This window comes from Streptomyces sp. NPDC031210 (assembly GCF_055570395.1).
Map to the genome: position 1 here is coordinate 1 of NZ_JBVIHH010000009.1, position 18244 is coordinate 18244.

At 69.8% G+C, this 18244-nt stretch carries 15 protein-coding genes; 7 read left to right on the forward strand and 8 right to left on the reverse strand.

Annotated elements, in window-relative coordinates:
• The first annotated feature begins 538 nt into the window (after positions 1–538).
• The 5 genes from ACZ45Z_RS17820 to ACZ45Z_RS17840 all read left to right on the forward strand — a co-directional run bounded on the left by ACZ45Z_RS17820 (position 539) and on the right by ACZ45Z_RS17840 (position 5700).
• Positions 539–1525: a hypothetical protein gene (locus ACZ45Z_RS17820; RefSeq protein ID WP_468362980.1), complete on the forward strand. Its 987-nt coding sequence runs from the start codon at positions 539–541 to the stop codon at positions 1523–1525.
• On the forward strand, positions 1522–4245 hold the full coding sequence (locus ACZ45Z_RS17825) for a helicase associated domain-containing protein (protein WP_468362982.1): 2724 nt from the start codon (positions 1522–1524) through the stop codon (positions 4243–4245). Before ACZ45Z_RS17820 ends, ACZ45Z_RS17825 begins: the two co-directional genes overlap by 4 nt.
• A 104-nt stretch (positions 4246–4349) precedes the next feature.
• Positions 4350–4865 (forward strand): TniQ family protein, encoded by a 516-nt coding sequence (locus ACZ45Z_RS17830; RefSeq protein ID WP_468362984.1) that lies wholly within the window; start codon positions 4350–4352, stop codon positions 4863–4865.
• Positions 4810–5061 carry a hypothetical protein gene (locus ACZ45Z_RS17835; protein WP_468363519.1) on the forward strand — a complete coding sequence of 84 codons (252 nt, stop codon included), beginning with the start codon at positions 4810–4812 and terminating at the stop codon, positions 5059–5061. The genes ACZ45Z_RS17830 and ACZ45Z_RS17835 overlap by 56 nt, the downstream gene beginning before the upstream one ends.
• A gap of 225 nt (positions 5062–5286) precedes the next feature.
• A complete protein-coding gene (locus ACZ45Z_RS17840) occupies positions 5287–5700 on the forward strand; it encodes a helicase associated domain-containing protein (protein ID WP_468362986.1) in 414 nt (137 codons plus the stop codon).
• Positions 5701–5748: 48 nt separating this feature from the next.
• Here the strand turns inward: ACZ45Z_RS17840 and ACZ45Z_RS17845 are convergent, their stop codons facing one another.
• From ACZ45Z_RS17845 to ACZ45Z_RS17855, 3 genes are all read right to left on the reverse strand, one after another.
• Positions 5749–5874, reverse strand: coding sequence for a hypothetical protein (locus ACZ45Z_RS17845; protein ID WP_468362988.1), 126 nt, complete (start codon positions 5872–5874; stop codon positions 5749–5751).
• Positions 5875–5942: 68 nt separating this feature from the next.
• The gene (locus ACZ45Z_RS17850; protein ID WP_468362990.1) at positions 5943–6767 is read right to left on the reverse strand and encodes a hypothetical protein; all 825 of its coding nucleotides are present in this window, start codon (positions 6765–6767) and stop codon (positions 5943–5945) included.
• Positions 6650–9100 (reverse strand): hypothetical protein, encoded by a 2451-nt coding sequence (locus tag ACZ45Z_RS17855; protein ID WP_468362992.1) that lies wholly within the window; start codon positions 9098–9100, stop codon positions 6650–6652. Before ACZ45Z_RS17855 ends, ACZ45Z_RS17850 begins: the two co-directional genes overlap by 118 nt.
• Before the next feature lie 379 nt (positions 9101–9479).
• On the opposite strand from ACZ45Z_RS17855, the gene tpg reads away from it, so the two are divergent.
• Positions 9480–10037, forward strand: coding sequence for a telomere-protecting terminal protein Tpg (tpg, locus tag ACZ45Z_RS17860; RefSeq protein ID WP_468362994.1), 558 nt, complete (start codon positions 9480–9482; stop codon positions 10035–10037).
• Positions 10038–10133: 96 nt separating this feature from the next.
• Here the strand turns inward: tpg and ACZ45Z_RS17865 are convergent, their stop codons facing one another.
• The 4 genes from ACZ45Z_RS17865 to ACZ45Z_RS17880 all read right to left on the reverse strand — a co-directional run bounded on the left by ACZ45Z_RS17865 (position 10134) and on the right by ACZ45Z_RS17880 (position 14240).
• Positions 10134–11261: a hypothetical protein gene (locus ACZ45Z_RS17865; protein ID WP_468362996.1), complete on the reverse strand. Its 1128-nt coding sequence runs from the start codon at positions 11259–11261 to the stop codon at positions 10134–10136.
• Positions 11258–12001, reverse strand: a complete 744-nt coding sequence (locus tag ACZ45Z_RS17870) for an AAA family ATPase (protein WP_468362998.1) — start codon at positions 11999–12001, stop codon at positions 11258–11260. Before ACZ45Z_RS17870 ends, ACZ45Z_RS17865 begins: the two co-directional genes overlap by 4 nt.
• Positions 12001–13518 (reverse strand): transposase, encoded by a 1518-nt coding sequence (locus tag ACZ45Z_RS17875; RefSeq protein ID WP_468363485.1) that lies wholly within the window; start codon positions 13516–13518, stop codon positions 12001–12003. The genes ACZ45Z_RS17870 and ACZ45Z_RS17875 overlap by 1 nt, the downstream gene beginning before the upstream one ends.
• Positions 13519–13709: 191 nt before the next feature.
• Complete coding sequence (locus tag ACZ45Z_RS17880) at positions 13710–14240, reverse strand: TniB family NTP-binding protein (RefSeq protein ID WP_468363000.1); 531 nt, start codon at positions 14238–14240, stop codon at positions 13710–13712.
• A gap of 1016 nt (positions 14241–15256) precedes the next feature.
• Here ACZ45Z_RS17880 and ACZ45Z_RS17885 point away from each other — a divergent pair.
• The gene (locus tag ACZ45Z_RS17885; protein ID WP_468363002.1) at positions 15257–16129 is read left to right on the forward strand and encodes a hypothetical protein; all 873 of its coding nucleotides are present in this window, start codon (positions 15257–15259) and stop codon (positions 16127–16129) included.
• A gap of 286 nt (positions 16130–16415) precedes the next feature.
• Here the strand turns inward: ACZ45Z_RS17885 and uppS are convergent, their stop codons facing one another.
• Entirely contained in the window at positions 16416–18215 is a 1800-nt protein-coding gene (gene uppS, locus ACZ45Z_RS17890) for a polyprenyl diphosphate synthase (protein ID WP_468363004.1), read from the reverse strand.
• Positions 18216–18244: the final 29 nt, after the last annotated feature.

Below are 18244 nucleotides of genomic sequence, written 5' to 3' on the forward strand. Positions count from 1 at the left end.
CCCGCGGAGCGGGTACCACATCGCTGCGCGATGTGCAAGCGAACAACCGTGCTGCGCACGGTTGTTGCTCTCCCGCTCCGCGGGAGCGCTAACGGGACGCTGCGCGTCCCGTACAACCTTGCTGCTGCGCAGCAAGGTTGACGCTCCGTCCGCTGCGCTCCCGGAGCAGCGGGACTTCGTTCCGTGGCCAGCCCTCCGCTGACGCTCCAGGCCGGCCGGGCGGATCCGCTGCGCTCCCCCGCCCTCAACGGTCCTTCCGGCTGCGCCTCCAGAACCTTGGGGCCCGCTAGCGCGGACCTGGCTGGCTAGGAGGGTGGGGGTCGCTCGTTCGTGTGGGTTCCAGTGTGCCGTGTGGATTCGGTAGATGCAGCATGTAGCGTTGGCGGAAACACGAGCCCCCCCCTAACCACCCGGGCGGGGCGCGGGAAGCGAGGACTCTTTGAATCCGTCGGGCTTCGAAAAGCGCTTTGAAGCGCGGAAGGAAAGCACTCATGAGGTTACTTCAGGGACGGACCTGGAGCTGATCCGCTATCGGATCGTGGCGCAGCGCACCGATCCGGAGCACCCGGGAGCGTCGGTGGTGACGAACTACGCCTACGGGCGGTCGGTCGAGGAGGCGATCACCAAGGTCCGCAAGGCGCTGGAGAAGCCGGACGGTCTGTACGGGGACCAGGGCATGTACCGCGTGGTGGAGGTGGTCGAGGAGAGCTGGTCCAGCGAGCTCCGGCAGCAGGAGGACGCCCGCCGGCGGTATCTCACCACCATCCTGGAGAACGCCACCACTACCGTGCGCGGTCGTGAGCCGGACAACCCGGATGCGGAACTTCTCAGCCGTCTGGACGACTTCTTCACCCGCGCCGTCGTCTTCCCCGACCCGCATGCCGGCGGCGTACACCCCCGGCCCCACCAGGCCACGTTCGGCTGGACCAGCGAGCCGCCCGGGATTCAGCACGCCAGCGACCCCGGCCGGGCCCTGGCCCTGTTCCTCCTGGCCTACCTGGACCACCACGGTTTGGACCTGGTGGAGGCAAGTGCCCGCATCAGCGCCCTGCCCGATGAGATCACGGGCGTCGGCCGGCCTTCGGCCCGTGCCGCGGAAGAGAACGAGGCGTCGCCGGAACTTGTCGAGCGCGTCCTGGACATCTGCGGACAGCACTACGCGGCCGTGACCGGCACCAGCTCCGAGCAGTGGGACCAGGAGTCGGACCGCGAGGTCGTGCGCATCGCCCTGCGGACCGTGCACTTGGCGGAGCGGGACACCTACTACCCGCGGGCGCTGGAGACCTACCTGCAGATGCACCGGGCGCGGCTGGAGCGGCTGTGGCAGCGCTACGGGCCGGACGGCATGTTCGCGGGCGAGCTCGTGCTGATCGACCTGCCTGCGTGCTTCGTGCTGTGCGAGAGGATCGACAGCAGCCCGCTCTGGCTCGAAGGGGTCTGGACGCAGGAGGGCCAGGAAGAAAACACGCTGGAAAGGCTTAAGAACGCCTGGCTGTACGACACGGGAGAGGACGACGGGCGATGAGCAGGATTCCGCTCAAGAAACACCAGATCGACCAGAAGTCGAGTTTCCGTAATTGGGTCGGATTCCCTGCAAGATCATCTGTGCCCCCTCAGGGTGCCCGTGGCACGATCGTGTCAGCGACCGGGTCCGGTAAAACGATCATGGCCGCCGCGAGCGCGCTGGAGTGCTTCCCCGAGGGCCGGATCCTCGTCACCGTGCCGACCCTGGACCTGCTCGTGCAGACCGCCCAGGCGTGGCGGGCGGTGGGCCACCGCTCCCCCATGGTCGCGGTCTGCTCGCTGGAGAACGACCCCGTCCTGACCGAGCTGGGGGTGCGCACCACCACCAACCCCATCCAGCTCGCCCTGTGGGCCGGGCACGGGCCGGTCATCGTGTTCGCCACGTACGCCTCGCTCGTGGACCGCGACGACTACGAGGCCCTCCAGGAGCAGGAGCGCCCCTACTGGCCCTGGCAGGGCAGCAGGGAGGGCACGGTGCGCAAGAAGACGCGCGGGCCGCTGGAGGCTGCTCTGGCGGGCGGAGAGCGCCTGTACGGACAGCGGATGGACGGTTTCTCGCTCGCCATCGTGGACGAAGCCCACGGAACCGCTGGTGATCTTGGTCGTCCGTGGGCGGCGATCCACGACAACGCCCGCATCCCCGCCGACTTCCGGCTCTACCTCACCGCGACCCCGCGCATCCTCGCCGCTCCCCGCCCGCAGAAGGGCGCGGACGGCCAGGAGCTGGAGATCGCGAGCATGGCCGACGACCCGGACGGCACGTTCGGCGCCTGGCTGCCTGGTGCTGAACTCGGGCTATCGGAGGCGATCGAGCGGGAAATCCTCGCCCCGTTCGAGATCGACGTGTTGGAGATCCGCGACCCCTCGCCGGTGCTCGGGTTGTCGGAGGAGGCGCTGCGGGGCCGGCGCCTCGCCCTGCTGCAGACCGCTCTCCTGGAGCACGCGGCGGCGTACAACCTGCGTACGGTCATGACCTTCCACCAGAAAGTGGAGGAAGCGGCGGCGTTCGCGGAGGCGCTGCCGAAGACCGCAGCCGAGCTGTACGTCACCGAGACCGATGACGCGACCATGGCCAAGGCAGAGAACGAACTCCCCGCATCCTCGATCGACGCTGAGTTCTACGGGCTCGAGGCCGGCCGCCATGTACCCCCGGACCGGGTGTGGTCGGCGTGGCTGTGCGGCGACCACCTCGTGTCCGAACGCCGCAAGGTGCTGCGGCAGTTCGCCAACGGCATCGACGCGGCCGACCGCCGGGTCCACCGCGCGTTCCTCGCAAGCTGTCGCGTCCTCGGGGAAGGCGTCGACATCACCGGCGAACGCGGGGTGGAAGCGATCTGCTTCGCCGACACCCGCGGCTCGCAGGTGGAAATCGTGCAGAACATCGGCCGCGCACTCAGGCTGAACCGCGACGGCTCCACCAAGGTCGCCAGGATCATCGTGCCGGTCTTCCTGGAGCCGGGCGAGGACCCGACCGACATGGTCGCCTCCGCCAGCTTCCGCCCCCTTGTAGCGGTCCTCCAAGGCCTCCGCAGTCATGACGAACGACTCGTCGAACAGCTCGCCTCCCGTGCCCTCAGCAGCGGGAAGCGCAAGGTGCACGTCCGGCGTGATGAGGACGGGCGGATCGTCGGGGCCGGCGGCGCGGGCGACGGCGAGGACCAGGAGCAGGACGACACCGACGCCGCTGCCGAGTCGGCCCTGCTCCACTTCTCCAGCCCGCGCGACGCGGCGACCATCGCGGCCTTCCTGCGCACCCGGGTCTACCGGCCCGAGTCCCTGGTCTGGCTGGAGGGCTACCAGGCCCTGCTGCGCTGGCGGGCGGAAAACGAGATCACCGGCCTCTACGCCGTTCCCTACGACGTTGAGACCGAGGTCGGCGCGACGAAATCCTTTCCCCTGGGGAGGTGGGTCCACCAGCAGAGGAAGGCACTGCGGGCAGGTGAGCTGGAGCCGCGCCGCAAGGAGCTCCTGGACGCTCCCGAGGCCGGGATGGTGTGGGAGCCGGGCGAGGAAGCCTGGGAGACCAAGCTCGCCGCGCTGCGCTCGTACCGGCGGGCCACCGGGCACCTCGCCCCGAGGCAGGACGCCGTGTGGGGCGAGGGCGAGGCGATGGTGCCCGTGGGGCAGCATCTGGCCAATCTCCGCAGGAAGGGCGGCCTCGGGAAGGACCAGGAGCGGGCAGCGGAGCGCGCGCAGCAGCTGACGGCGATCGATCCGGACTGGAACTGCCCCTGGCCGCTGGACTGGCAGCGGCACTACCGCGTCCTCGCCGACCTGGTCGACGCCGATGGCAGCCTGCCCGACATCCAACCCGGCGTACTCATGGACGGCGATGACATCGGGCGGTGGCTGGAGCGGCAGAAGCAGCCGAGCGCCTGGGCGCAGCTGTCGACCGAGCAGCAGGAGCGGCTGTCCCATCTGGGCGTGAAGCCCGTCCAGGCGCCGTCTCCCGCCCCGGCGGCCACGCGTGCGACGAAGGGCCCGAGCAAGGCGCAGCAGGCGTTCCAGCGCGGGCTTGCGGCCCTCTCCCAGTGGGTGGAGCGAGAAGGCGCCCACCGGCCGGTACCGCGCAGCCACAGCGAAGAGATCACGGTCGACGGCGAGGCAGAGCCGATGGTCGTCAAGCTGGGCGTATGGGTCTCGAACACACGCGCGAGGTGCGACAAGCTCACTCAGGACCAGCTGAATGCGCTGCGGAAGTTGGGCGTCGAATGGGTGTAGGAGCCCCGAGTTGCGACTTCCCCGCCAAGCCGTGGCTGGTGCCCCATAACGGGTGAGGCCGACTGACGGTTATGGGAGTTGCAGATCAACGGACCAGGCAGGGCATGGGCGGTAGGAATCGGAAGCTGGCGCCGTTAGGGGCGGGGTCGATACTCCTGGCAAGCGGGGTGTGGCGGGTGGCACCGCTGCGGGGTGAGATGACGCAGTCGTTTCTGAGCCGGGTGGCTGCACGCTATGGCGTAGGGCTCAGGGATCTGCTGGCGGCGATCGCCGAGGTGGGCGGGCTGTCGAACATCACGGGCCAGACGCGGTTGGACAGTGAGGTGTATCTGAACCGGCAGGCTCGGGATCGGGTGTCCCATCTGTGCCGAGTTCCGGAGGATCATTTGCGACAGGCACTGCCTGCCTGGGCACAGGAGGAGCCTCGAAAGCGGTTCGCCGCAGGCCCAGCAGCGCAGTTTCATCACACCTCGGAGAAGGTTGTGCCCTGGGGGCCGGCGTGTCCTGAGTGCGCAGCGCGATCAGCAGGGCGCGCCGAGGGCGCGCATCCTGCAACTCGGTGTCGTGCCGCTGCCCCCGGAGCAGGAGGCGCCCGCGAAGGCGTCCAAGGCGGCCTCTGAGGCGTTCGAGCGGGGTTGCGGCCCTGGCCCGCAGTACAAGGCGCGTACGGGCTCTGTGACGGCCCCCAGGGCCCACGTAGAGCAGATGGAGGACGGGACGGAGGTGAAGCTCGGGGTGTTCCTGTCCAACACGAAGTCGAGGCGCGGGCTCACCGCCGACAAGCTGGCGGTGCTGGCCGGCCTCGGTCTGAAGTGAGCGGCGGCGTGATGCGAGGGCGGTGCCTCGGCACCGCCCTCGCTGTTGGTCCAAGAGTCGGGGCCCCGGGGATGTTCCGAACCGTACGAGCTGGAGCATTCCGGCACGTCCCCGCGGTGCTGACGCTCATCTCGGCGAGCTGGGCACTCTCACTACGTCGAGCGGACGCTTCTCAACCCGCGCTAGCAAAACCCCAGCTCAGCACAGCTCGAAGCCGACACCGACGTGAGCCAGCGCCATGACAGCGGAGCGACAGTCAGCAGCGTCCTGTTCGAGGGCGACGACCTCGGACGCTGGATCCAACGACAAACACGCGACTGGAAGCATCTGTCCGCGGAGCAGCAGGAGCGGCTGTCGGAGCTGGGCGTCAAGCCCGCTGAGCGGCCGTCTCCCGCCCCGGCCCGGAAGGGCGCGGTTGGGGGTGGTCCGGGGAAGGTGTCGGCGGCCTTCCAGCGCGGCGTGGCGGCCCTGGCGCAGTACATCCAGCGTGAGGGGACGCACAGCGAACGGATCGTCATCGACAACCAGGAACACGACGTGAAACTCGGTATCTGGATCTCCAACACCAAAACCCGCCGCGACAAACTCACCGAACCCCAACGCACCGCCCTCACCGAACTCGGGGTGGAATGGGCATAGCCGGGCGTCCTCACGGGGCGGCCAGCCAGCCTGATCTGACCGGCATCGTCAGTCGGTCGGCGGCTTGGCCATGAGTAGGGACCTGAACTGCCAGAAACCGCGGCTGGCGGCGCGATTGATGATCTCGCGGGCGAGATCATCATGCTGCTGACTGCCCAAGCCGGCCAGCAGCATCGTACGAATGTCGGCTTCGCGGAGACCGGGGAGCCAGAGGTCGAGAGCCGGCGAGGTGATCCAAGTCTTCAGGACTTCGAGGACCTGCCCGTCTCGTCGCCTGCCACGCTCGCCAGGTATCGGAAGATCCGCGAGTCGGTTCCAAAGGCGCCGGTGACGCCGAGCACCGCCTGTAGCTGGTCGAGGCTCCAGTCGGCGGGGAACCGGCCGCTGGCGACGAGCGATCCGGTGCTCTCGAGCTCGGCGCGTTCGGCCGGGGTCAGATCAGCGGCGCGGCTGGCGAGGTCGGTGCTGCGCCATTCCACCCAGGTGCGTAGTCGGCCGATGTGCTCCTCGCTGATCGTGTCGTCCCCGTGCAGGGCGGCCACGATCTCCCAGGCGAGTTTCTGGAGGATCTCCGCGCTGGTGCGGGCGTAGTAGTCGGCGACGAGGCTGTCGTCCTTATCGAGGGAGACGACGCCGCACCAATAAAGGCTGATGATGTGGCTGCCCAGTTGCTGGCGCAGCACGGCCTGCCGTTCGGTTCCGTCTTCGGTTCGGGTGGCGGCTGCGGCGCGGTAGCCGTTGAGGAGGAGCTGGGCGGCAGGGCGGAAGTACGGTGCGGCCTGCAGGTATGCGTGCCAGGCGGTGGCTGCGAGCGGCCCAGTGCCACTGAGGAGCGGAACGTTGTGCCGGGCCCAGACGGGGTCGAGGTCGGCGAGCTGGGAGAACCGCTCGCCGATCACTGCGGCGATCAGCTCCGGGCCGGCGGACCCGCCAAGAGGCGCGGGGCCAGTCAGGGTGTCGAGGGTGTCGAACAGGCGATGGAAGTCGGCGCCATGCGTGCGGCGCCAGCGCGCCCAGGCCACCATGGCACGCAGGGCCTGGGCCCGGGGGTCGCTCGCGTAGAGCATGCTGGCGGCACCGGCCGGCTGTCCGCTGTCGGCGGCGGTGTGCAGCACGGTGATGAGGGTCTGCCAGATGTCCTCGGCCCGAGGCCGGGGACGGGCCGGGTCGCGGGTTTGGTGAGCGCGGCGTACAGGAGCAGGGCGGCTTGCCGCTGGAGGTCACGGGCGCGCGGGGTAGTGCGGGTAGTCGCGGCGGCGGCGAGGGCGGTCAGCGGCGCCCATTCCAGGTCATCGCCGCGGAGCGCGGCGTTGGTGAAGCCGGTGAGGACCGCGAGCAGGTAGGGGTCGTCCACGTCGGCAAAGAGCAGCGCGTGCGGGCTGTGAGCCCCGCCCCGCTGGTCGACGGCAGCCTGGACCTCTGCGGCAAAGCCATACTCGTCGGTGCCGCCGAGCGGGCGGGTTGTGGGCTTGAAATCCTGGATCTGGGTGACGAGGTCGGCGGCGCTCAGGGGGGCGAGTTCGGTGGCCGTGGCGTCGGGTTCCCCCGTCACATGGGCGGTGAACGGCTCGGGAACCTCATCCAGGGACGGTGCTGGCCCGTATTCGGCTTCGAGGCGCTCGAGCTCGGCGCGCAGGTCTTCGGGCAGGACGGCCCGGATCGCGGCGAACCGATCACGACGCCAGCCGTCCACCCACCGCTTCAGCCGCTCGTCAGTGACCTCCTGATAGGCGGCCTTCCACTCCTCGGTGTCGGGCCCCTGGCTGATGGCGTCGATCAGGCTCTGACGGGGTTCGGCCCCCAGCCGTTCACAGTGCGCGCGGGCCAGGCGCCGCCATTCGAACTCGACTCCGTCGTCCTGCAACAGCAGACCATCCGTCAGCGCCTGGCCGACCAACTCCGGTGCCGTGTGGCCGTAGTGCTCCAACAGGTGCAGGCGCAGCCTGCGGAAGATCAGGCACGGGTGGTCGGCAAGGATGTCGAGGACGGCCGGCAGACCAGTCTGGTCGGCGGTGAGGAGTTGGTGGACGGCGTTGCGCAGCGCCGCGGTCATGTGGGCCTCCCGCATCCGGTAAGGGTTGGCGGCCTCCTCCTGCTCGAGGGAGGGGTAGAAGGTCTGGGACAGGTCCAGTCCGGCAGTCCGGTGCGCTGCGCCGCGGGTAGCGAGGAGGTCTGCGAGGGTCGCCAGCCAGCGCATGCCCAGGTGTTGGGTGAAGGTGGGGCTGTGGCGGTTCAGGATGTGGCCGAACATCCACTCGTTGTGCTGACCCGTACCGTCGGCGGACTGCAGCAGGCCCGTCATCAGCTCCAGCGCCTCATCCGGCTGGTCGTGCTCGGCGCAGCGCAGAGCCAGAGTGGCGTAGCGGTCGGCGTCGAGCAGCTCAGGCATGCGGCGCGCTGCCGCGGCAATCCGCTCGATGAGCTTGATGGCCTTGGCCGCCGGCAAGGCCAGGGCAGTCTCGACGATGTCGAGGTTGATGAACGGGTTTTCTGCCTCCGGGATGTCGTCGCGGGCGATGACCAGCACCTGGTCCGGGGCGGCGGCCGCGACCCGGGCGAGGTAGGCGGAGGCCGGCCACCGGGAGTTGAAGAAGGTGTTGCCGTCCTCGTCGACGTACGGCGCGGGCATCTGGGTGAAGAAGCCTTGACTGCGCAGCGGAGCGAGCCAGGCCGGACTGTCGAGCCGGGAGAAGAAGATCTCCCAGGTCAGCTGGTTCTGGGGGAACTCCTTGCGCAGCCGCGACGCGTCGCCGTTCGACGGCTTGTCGGTGGACGCGAGCTTCTCCAGCCGGTCTACGACGTCCAGGTAGTGGGCGTCGAACGCGTCAAGGACGACATCCAGCATTTCCTCGAGGCCCTCGACGCGTTCCAGGACCTCGGTGGTGACCTCACGGGGGTGTTCCAGGTTAGTCCGGTGCGCCTGACCGTGCAGCTTGCCCACCGCCGCCAGCCACGCCTTGCCGGCAGGCGAATCCTCAGCGATGCCGTAGGCGGCGAGGATCGCCTTCACCTCGACTTTCTGGATGTTGCCCTCCACCTGGGCACGCAGCTTGCCCACCACCTCCAGGCATGCCTTACCGGCGGGCGAGTCTTCGGGCACGCCGTGAGCTGCAAGAACGGCCCTCACCTGATCCACAGGGTCGGTGTCCTCCGCCTGCGGGGACTTTCGGGCCCCGTCCGGCACCAGGACTTCCCTGACCGAACTCTCCAGTTCCCGAAGCAGATGGAAGATCAGCATCGACCGGCTGACGAGCTGGAGGTCGTAGTCCACCAGGCGACAGATATCAGCGAACAGCGCTGCCGGCCCTGGGCCCAGCCGCGTCAACCGCTTCGAGATCCGCGCCCGACGCTCGGCAACGGCCACATCCGGCTGAGAGAGGAAGGTCTGAGACTCCGTCACCCCACCATCGTCCCACCCGAGGGTAGTGACCAGGTCGGGACGGCGTCGTCGTAGTCGGTGGAGCCGTCGCCTTCGCCGCGGCCGATCCAGCGGCCGGCCCAGCACGCATGAGAATCTGCACTGTGCGTCGTGGGATGACGTCTTTCGGTGTCACCATCCTGCGAGCATTTCGGGTTCTCACGGTGACATCCCGGTGCGGCCGTGGTGACAGCGAACTGCAGATCTGTACAGAGGTGGGGCGGGGCTCATAGCTGACGGTGACCGGCGCTGTCATGGGTACGACGGAACCGGCCGGAGGGGCGGTGCGGATGTGGGACACCTGATGCGCTGGTGGCGAGGCAGGCTGCCTGACGGCATGCGTTCAAAGGGGGGTGGGGCTTTGGGGGAGATCGCAGATGGGCTGGAGCGGGCGTTGCGTACGCGGCCTGTTCCGTCAGATACCGCTGCCCGGCTGAAGTTCCTGCTCAAGGTGGAGAAGGGCTCCACGAAGAACGTCGCTGCCCTGCTGGGGGTGTCCCAGCGGACCGTGCAGCGGTGGGTCACGGTGAAGCCGGGCGGACGGCGCCGTCCTGGGCCAGCGCATGCCAGGGTGATCGAAGAGATCGTCTGGGCCCGGTGGCAGCCGCGGGTCCGCGCCCGTCTGCGTGCCCAGGCCGAGGCCGGCGGCTTTGTCTTGCACACCCGGGCGCGGTTCGGGTTCGCCTCTTCGGCGGGATCTTCCGACGATCCGCGTCTGCGGCTAATCACCCGGCACCTGTCCGGTGCTGTCGCCCGGGAGCTGTTCGCGGCCCGCGACGCCGGGGCCGGCGAGCAGCAACAGATGGTCATCCTCGCCCGTGCGCTGGAGCACGCCTACTTCCGGGACCAGGGCCGGCGTGCTCATGGTCTCCAGGTCTCCTTCAGCGATCTGGAGTTCGCGGACTTCTCTGTTGGCTGAGTGTTCTTGCGGCCTGACGGCGGCGGCGTGGGAGTCCGGTGCGTGGTCCGGGCCGGGGCAGTGGGGCGCGTGGTGGCGGGAGGGTGCCCGGCAGGCTCAGTCGCCCGGGGCCGGGGGCTGCCGGCTGGCGTGATAGGCGGCGAGTATCGCGTCGTAGCGTCCGGCTTCCTTGCGTTCGAGCCAGTCCCATTCGATACGGGACCGCGGGCCGGTCCGCTGTCCGGCGGGAGGCTGCGACGGGCGAAGCTTCGCCTGCTCGGCCAGGCGCAGCAGCAGCGGCCGGTCGCCGGGGAAGGCCAGCAGCCACCGGTCTGCGGTGGGGGTGAGCTCGGCAAAGCATGCGGCGGCGCGGAGGAAGACGCGGGCCCATTCGGGCACGGGGTGGGTGGCACAGCCGTCGGTGCAGCGGGTGGGGTCGTGGAGGGCGAGGGTGGCGGGGGTGTCGTTGTAGTCCTCAGTTCGTGCGGTGGTGAGCTGCTGGAAGGAGGCGCCGGTGAACAAGGTGGCGGCCAGAGCTCCGGCCAGGCGGGGGTGAGCTGTTGAGACGCGGATTCTACCGGCGGCCTCGCGGGCGGTTGCGGGCGTGACAGGGCGGGGCGGCTGACGTTGCCGCCACTCGGGCGGGGGCGGTGCGCACGGTCCGGGGCAGGAGGCGGTGGTGTCGTAGGACACGAGGCGGTCCAGGGCGGGGATGGTGATCCAGCGGCGGGCGCTGCTGCCGCGTTGGGGTGTGCTGGGCGTGGTGGCGGGAGCGCCGTAGTGGCGTCGGGCGGATTCGAAGTCGTCGATGCGGATGTGGGGGACGAGGTGCAGGGCCTGGTGCAGGGCGGCGGAGATGCGGGGGCGGTGGCAGACCAGGGTCAGGTGCAGGCCGGTCACGTCGCGCAGGTGCAGGAGGCGCTGCAGGCGGCGGAGGGTCAGGAGGTGGGCGCGCAGGACGGTGAGCTGGGTGACGGGGGCGGCCAGGATCCATGCGGTGGCGGCCTCCCAGGCGGGTTGTCTACCGGAACGGAAGTGGCCGGGGAGTAGCGGCGGTCTGTCCAGGGCGGCCAGGAGGTCGTGGGCGAGGGCGGTGTCGCTGGTGGTGCCCGGGCCGGGGTGCAGGGTGACCCGGCCGGCAGCCGGGTCGTGGCCGGCCAGTGCGGTGTGGGTGTGTGGCGCGTTGTCGTACGGGTCCAGTACGAGCACGACCGGCGGCGGCTCCGTGGAGCTGAGGGTGGTCATGCGAGGCGGCTGAAGGCCCAGCGCAGCAGTTCCTCGTCGACGTTCGGGCGGCCGGTGCGTGCCAGAGCGGTACGGACGTGGGCGGTGAGCTGGGCCCAGGCACGGAAGTTGCCGTGGGCGGCGTGCTGGTCGGCGAAGGTGATGTCCTCGGGGGTGGCGTCGGCCCACACGGGGTGGAACAGGGGAATGACGTCCTGGACCTCTTGCGGTGTGAGGCGGGTGAACTGCTGCCAGATGAAGACGCGGGAGGAGAGCATCGGTTCGCGGCGCAGCACGGTGTGGCAGCCGGCGCCGCCGACGAAGATGATCGCGAGCTGGGTGGCGGGTTCGTCCCACAGGTAGCGGAAGTATTCGAAGGCCTCCCCGTTGAGCCACTGGGCTTCGTCGACGAGGAAGGTGCGGGGGCGTTCGGCCAGGGCGGTTTTCAGGAGGCGGTCGAATTCGCTGGGGTGGCGGGGTGGTTCACCGGCCAGGTCGAGGGCGGTGAACAGTTCGTAGCGCACCGCGCGGGCGGTGGGGCGGGCGCGGAAGGTGACGCGGCGGACGTCCTCGTGCGGTTCGAGTTCGCGCAGGCAGGTGTTGACGGCGAGGGTCTTGCCGAAGCCGGCGCCGCCGTGGATGCACATCATGGCGCGGGCCGCGACCGTGTCGGTGATGTTCTCCCGTGCGGTGAGCAGGGCCCGGGTGGTGACGACGGACGCGTCGGGCAGGTCGACGTACTGGTAGGTGGCCGCGGTCATCAGGCGTCTCCGGTGGGGTGTGCAGCCGGCGATGGTGGGCTGTCCGCGGCAGGGGTGGGGTCGGCTGAGAGCGAAGCCGGGTCCGGCATGGTCCGGGCGACGAGAGAGGGCGGGGTCCGCCACGCAGCGGGCGGGATGAGGTCGGGCAGCGCCAGCTTCGACAAATCGATGTCGGTGGTCCGGGCGAGTTCACGGCTCGCCTCGGCCGCGTCGAGTGCGCCCAGGCGCTGGGGTGCCTGGGGTCGGGTGGCGGCAGCGTAGCGTTCGCGCTGTGATGCCTGCAGGTCTTTCTTCAGGCGGCGGCTGCGTGCTGCTCGCGTCTGGCGTACGGCGCTGATCTGTTCCTGGGTGGCCTGATCGGCGAGGTCGGCGGGGCCGAGGTAGCGGCCGGTGGTGGCGTGGAAGACCTCGATGCGGTGGTCGTGGTGCGGCATGAAGCGCACCCTGACCTGGATGCCGCCCCGGCCGGTCATCCACGGGCCCACGTAGTCGCGTTTGCGGAAGCGGACCCCGCGCGTGCCGAGCGCGTACACGCCAGCGTCTTCCAGGGTGAAGGTCCACAGGTCCTGCGCGCTCACCTCCCGCAAGGGTGTCGGGTCGGCTTCCCATGCCTGGAGCGGGGTCTTGCCCTTCAGCGGAGCCGGCCGGTGGGTGGTGTTCCACCAGGACACCCAGTCCAGGAGTCGGGCGGTGAAGTCCTCGAAGCTGAGCAGCAGCTCTTCCTTGGGGCGGGAGGGCCGTTTACCGGGGCGCGGTTGGTGGACGTAGCCGGGCAGCGCGGCAAGGAACATTGACTCCACCGCCCGGTTCAGACCCTCGACGGTGCCCTTGAGATGCGGGGTGTAGGCGGGCAGGTCCTCCACCGTCACGATCAGAGCGTCGAACGCGGCGGTCACCGTCTTGGACAAGAAGTCCTTGCCGCGGTCCACCCGCACTTTCTCCGGCAGACCACCGAGCGGACCGTAAGGATCCTCGCGCAGGACCGCCGAGCGCAGCGCGGCCAGTACCGACTCCCGCGACGGATGCCCGGGGGTGACCGCGACGCCCGTGATCGCGTTGGTGGCGCAGTCGGTGAACCAGGTGATCCACGGCCTGCGCGCGACGGCGTCGACATCGACCAGGACCGCGGCCTGCATGTGGTCGGTCTCCCACACCTGGTTACGCCAGCCCCGCGGCCGGGTGAGGAACACATCGTGCTTACGGGCCGCACGCTCCCCCGCGGCCAGGCCCGCCCGCTCCCCCGGCGTCAGATCCCGGTGGATCGCCCGGTGCAGGGTGGGCAGCGACGGCGCCGCGGCGGGCGGGCGCTGCCGGGCGGCGCGGGCGGTCAGTTCGCGGTGGACCGCGGCCACGTTCCCTTTCCACAACGCCAGCAGGTGGCGTACCTCGGGGGTGACGGTGAACCGGTCGCGGGTCTGGGCCCGCGAACCGGGCTCGACGGCTGCGGCCTCATCGCTCTCGGCTGCGGCCAGCCACCGCCACACCGTGCGCTCAGTGACCTGGAGGGACTGCGCCATCAGCCGCACGTGCTGGGTCGTCAGCGTCTGCTCCTGGCGCAGCGTCAGCAGCCGGCGTACCGCGGGGCCACGCAACGACGCGAGAGAGGCAGCAGGTAAGCCCGCCGGTACAGCTGGGCGGGCCTTGTCGGCGTCAGAGTGGGGAGGGGCGCTCCCCGGTAGTTCCGGCATTCCCGGGTCGGCCGTGTGGGTCACAGGGGCCCCACGAGCCGCGCGCAGACCCGCTCCAGCATCCGACGGTCGACCACCGCAGGACCGTGGCCATAAGTCTCGGCGGTGAGGTGCGAGGTGAGCTCCGCCCAGGTCCGGAAATTCCCGTGCCCTACATGCTCGTTCACCCACTCCATGTCTCTCTCGGCCACCTCGCCCCACAAAGGGTGGAAGGCCGCCATCACGGTGCTGACCTCGGCCGGGCCCAGGCGCGGCACCAGCTCCCATGCCAGCACCCGAGAGGCCAACGCCGGCACCCGGCGCAGCACCCGCTCACTGCCCGCCCCGGCCAGCACGAGTGCGGTGTCCGTGTCCGGGTGGTCCCACAGCCCACGGAGATACTCCAGCGCCGGCACCGGCAGGCGCTGTGCCTCGTCCAGCACCAGCACCCGCGGCTGCCTGAGCCCATCCACGAGCAGCAGGTCCGCCTCCCCCGTGCCGTGTGGGAGGCGTTTGTCCATGTCGAGTGCGTCGGCCAGCCCCCGCCGCAGCTCCGGCACCGTCGGGTGCACCCTACGTGCACCCGGCGGACCCGCGCCGGGTGCGGCAGCTGAGACAGGGCGTACTGCAGCGCGACCGTCTTCCCGTGACCGGCATCCCCGTACAAGCACACCACCGCACCAACTGCTGCAGCATGCACGGCCGTTCGCAGCACCGACTGCACCGTCGGCGTGAGGACCACATGAGCTCCGGGCACCAGGACCGGGACCTGCGCCAGATGCTTCTGCTCCCGCAAGAACACCTGCCCGCCAGCACCCTGGCCGGCCACGACATGCAGGCCCAGCTCGCTCAACGGATCCGGCCTGCGCTCCCCAGCGACCTCGATCTCCCACTCGATCACCAGCGTCCGCCCCGCCCTGCGGTCCCGGCGGATCACCCGGTGCAACGTCGACAACGACGGCACCTCACCCCCACCGCACCCGTCGGCCAGCCGACGCCTCAACTCGGCGACATTCCCGCCCACCCGGCCCAGCAACGCCCACGCCTCATCCGACATCGCGTAGCCCTGCCGGACCCCGGGCTCCGCCTGCCCCGTCGCCTTGGCCCGCTCCAGCCACCGCCACACCGTACGCACCGACACACCCGACACGTCAGCGACCGCCCGCACATGCCGGGACGTCAACTCCCCCGCCTGATGCCGCTCCAACAGACGCCGTACCACCAACGCCCGGGGCAACCCGGCCGGGCGCCTCAGTCCGGTTCCCGTGTCCTGCTCCATGCCCCGATCAAACCCGGCCCGCCACCACCGACCGCATCAGAACTCTCGAACCTGAGACAGCATCACCCGCCATGAGATAAAGCCCCACGACAGCGCTACCACCTCCGGATCTCTCGTCTCGTGACAGTGACAACCCCACCCCGCGGACCCCACAGACCAGCACCGAAAGACCACAGACCCAGACCAGCACCACTGACTCTCACCACCACCGACACCAAACCGAAAGATCGCACCCGACGGGCCACCCCCTGGCGAGCCTGAGCCCAACGCGCCCAACACCGACTGAGCCTGGTTGCGGAAAGGGCACGCATGGCAGACGACGGCGACCCCGGCACGGGGACACCCTTTCGGCGCAATTGGGTCAGCACACTCGCCACATTCGTCGCGCCGACCACATTCATCGGGGCTTTGCTGCTCTACTTCGGCTTCGCCTATACCAACGCGCTCTACGAGTACTTCGGGGTGGATGCCGCGACCCTCGGTTTCTCGACCCAGGATTTTGCCCTGCGCAGCGCGGGAGCCCTTTATGTGCCGGCCGGGGTCGCCCTCACCGTCGCGTTGGCCGATGTCCTGGTGTACTACGCGGCGCGATCCCTCGGGAGCCGGGACGCGTCGCTACCCCGAGGAATTCGAGTGTTTCCCCATGCGCTGTCGGTGTGCGGATTGCTCCTGTTCCTGCTCGGCGTGCTGGGCGGCTTCGGGGTGTGGCGCGCCGCAGCGATGGACACGCCGCTTCTGCTCGGCGGTGGTCTCGTGGTGCTGGTGTACGGCAGGGTGTTGTCCTTCAAGCTCGCCGGCGCCGACTACCCGGTGGCGCGCGAGCGACTGGCGCTCGCCTTCGTGGCGGCACTGGTCGCGCTGACATCCTTCTGGGCAACCCACGCATACGCCAAGAAACACGGCTACGACGACGCGGAATACTTGGCTTACCACCTGTGGCTGCGCCCTGAGATAACGATCGACACCGCCGAACGCCTCTACTTCGCCCACCAGCAGGTCCGCGAAACGGTCTTGCCCGCGGGTAGCTCACGCCAACGGTTCCGTTTCCGGTACGAGGGTCTGCGGCTTCTCGCGGAAGCCAACGGCCGGATGTTCGTCATCCCGCGGGGCTGGGAGCGGAACGATGGCAGCGTCCTCGTGCTCCCGGCAGATACGACGGTCCGGGTGCGATTCCGCCCATGAGACCGACCGGGCGGGGCCCTCTGGGCCCCGCCCGTGCGCTATGACTTTCGGCTCGGCTGGTTCCTCGACTTGGCGAGCCGGGTTTCCCTCACCCTGTCGCCGACCGCTTTTTTCCACCTGGTTCTCCAGCCGTCCGAGGTATGAACGGCCACTCAGTCTTGGTATGGCCACCGCTCAAGTCCTGCCGCTCGCGCTCACGCTTGCGTATCCCGGCAGGGCGGTTCCGTAGCGGAATACCGTCATAACCTGACCCTTTGTGTGGAGAGCACGGTGACGACGTGTACGTCTACGGGCGCAAGCCGGGTGGCATCTGGGGCCCAGGGGGCATCTGAGGCCCGGGCGGTGGCGCACCGTAGCGGCGTTGCCGGCGCGCGTAGGCGGCCATGGCCCGCCACAGGTCGCGGCGGTCGACATCGGGCCAGTAGCCGTCTGTGAACAGGAGCTCGGCGTAAGTGCTCTGCCAAGGCAGGAAGTTGGACGTTCGCCGCTCACCTCCGGTGCGCCACAGGAGGTCGACGTCGGGCATGTCGGGCAGCAGCAGATAGCGGGCGAGTTGCTGTTCGGATATCCGGGCGGGGTCCACGTGTCCGGCGACGGCGGCACGCGCGAGGGCCCCGGCGGCCAGGGCGAGTTCGGCCCGTCCGCCGTAGTTGACACACACGGTGAAGGTGAGGCCGGTGCAGTGGTCAGTGGCGTATTCGTGGTGGGTGAGGGCATCGACGAGGTCCAGGGGCAGGCCGTCGGGGACACCCGCCCAGCGCAGTCGTACGTCGCGGCGCAGATGCGCCTCGTCCTCGATGTGCTCGCGCACGAGGCTGGTGATCGCGGCCACCTCGGCGCTGGAGCGTTTCCAGTTTTCCGTGGAGAAGGCGTACACGGTCAGGTGGGGCAGGCCGATCTCCAGGGCGCCGTGCACGACGTCGGCCAGTGCCCGGGCTCCCGCGCGATGTCCTTCGGTGCGGGGCATTGCGCGGTCGGTTGCCCAGCGGCCGTTGCCGTCCATGACGATGGCCACGTGCTGGGGCAGCAGCTCGCGCGGGATCGTGGGCGGACGGGCCCCGGAGGGGTGCGGTGTGGGAGGCTCGGGCGGTCCGGGCCGGACGGCGAGCGGGCCCGGCCCCCGGAGTCGACCGATCTCTTCGGGGGGTGTGGACGGGACCCGCACCGGTGTCAGGCGCCAGGCGACGGCCGTGGTCACGCGGGCGCGGGCGATGCGCCACCGGGCGGTACGCGGCGCAGGCGACCTGCGGCGGAGGATCTTCGGTCCCGCCCTTTCGAGGGACTTCAGCCGCAGCAGGAGCACTTCGGTGACCGTACGCACAGCCAGCGCGAGCCCCGGGGGCAGGCCGGGCCCCAGCTCCGGCTGGCAAAGCCAGCTGCGGGCCTGCCCGGTCAGGTGGCGGATCATGCCTGCCATCGCAGGTGTCCAGCGGCGCGCGAGCAGGTCGTCGGGGGCCACCGTGAACTGCTCCAGCACCTCCAGCGGCAGGCTGATGTGCTGCCGGGCGAGGTCGGCGTGCAGGTCCTCCAGGTTGTCGGTCATCTGCAGCCCCTGCAGCCAGCGGTGGAAGGGCTCCAGATACCGCATGTGCAAGGGGATGTGCAGGCCGGCACCGGCCAGGACCAGCACTGTCTGGCCCGCGTAGCAGGTGTTGATCGTCCGGCAGTAGGCACTCCACTCCTGCCAGGTCACCGGGGCGCCCCGGTAGGGGTCCTGGGTGAGTGCGGCGAACGCCCCGCGCAGCTCGTCGGAGGACAGGCTCCATGTCTGCACCGTGTGGATCAGGGCGTGCCGTACGGGGTCCTGGCTGCTTCCCCGGCGCAGATCGTCGCCGAAGGCGTCGAGCCAGGCGGTCAGCCGGGCGGCCCGTTCGTCGGGGCCTTCCGGACCGGTGTCCACCAGGTCGTCCGTCACGCGTGCACCCGCGTACAGCGCCCAGATCGCGGGACGCACGGCGGGCGGCAAGAGGTGCGTGAGCGCGTAGTAGGTGGCGCTGTGGCCTTTGACGACGCGTCGGCAGGCCCGGTAGGCGCTCACGAGGCGGGGGTCACGGAGCTGAGCCCGGGCGAAGACGGATGAGACCATGACCCCTCCGATTGGCGGGACGGACAGGA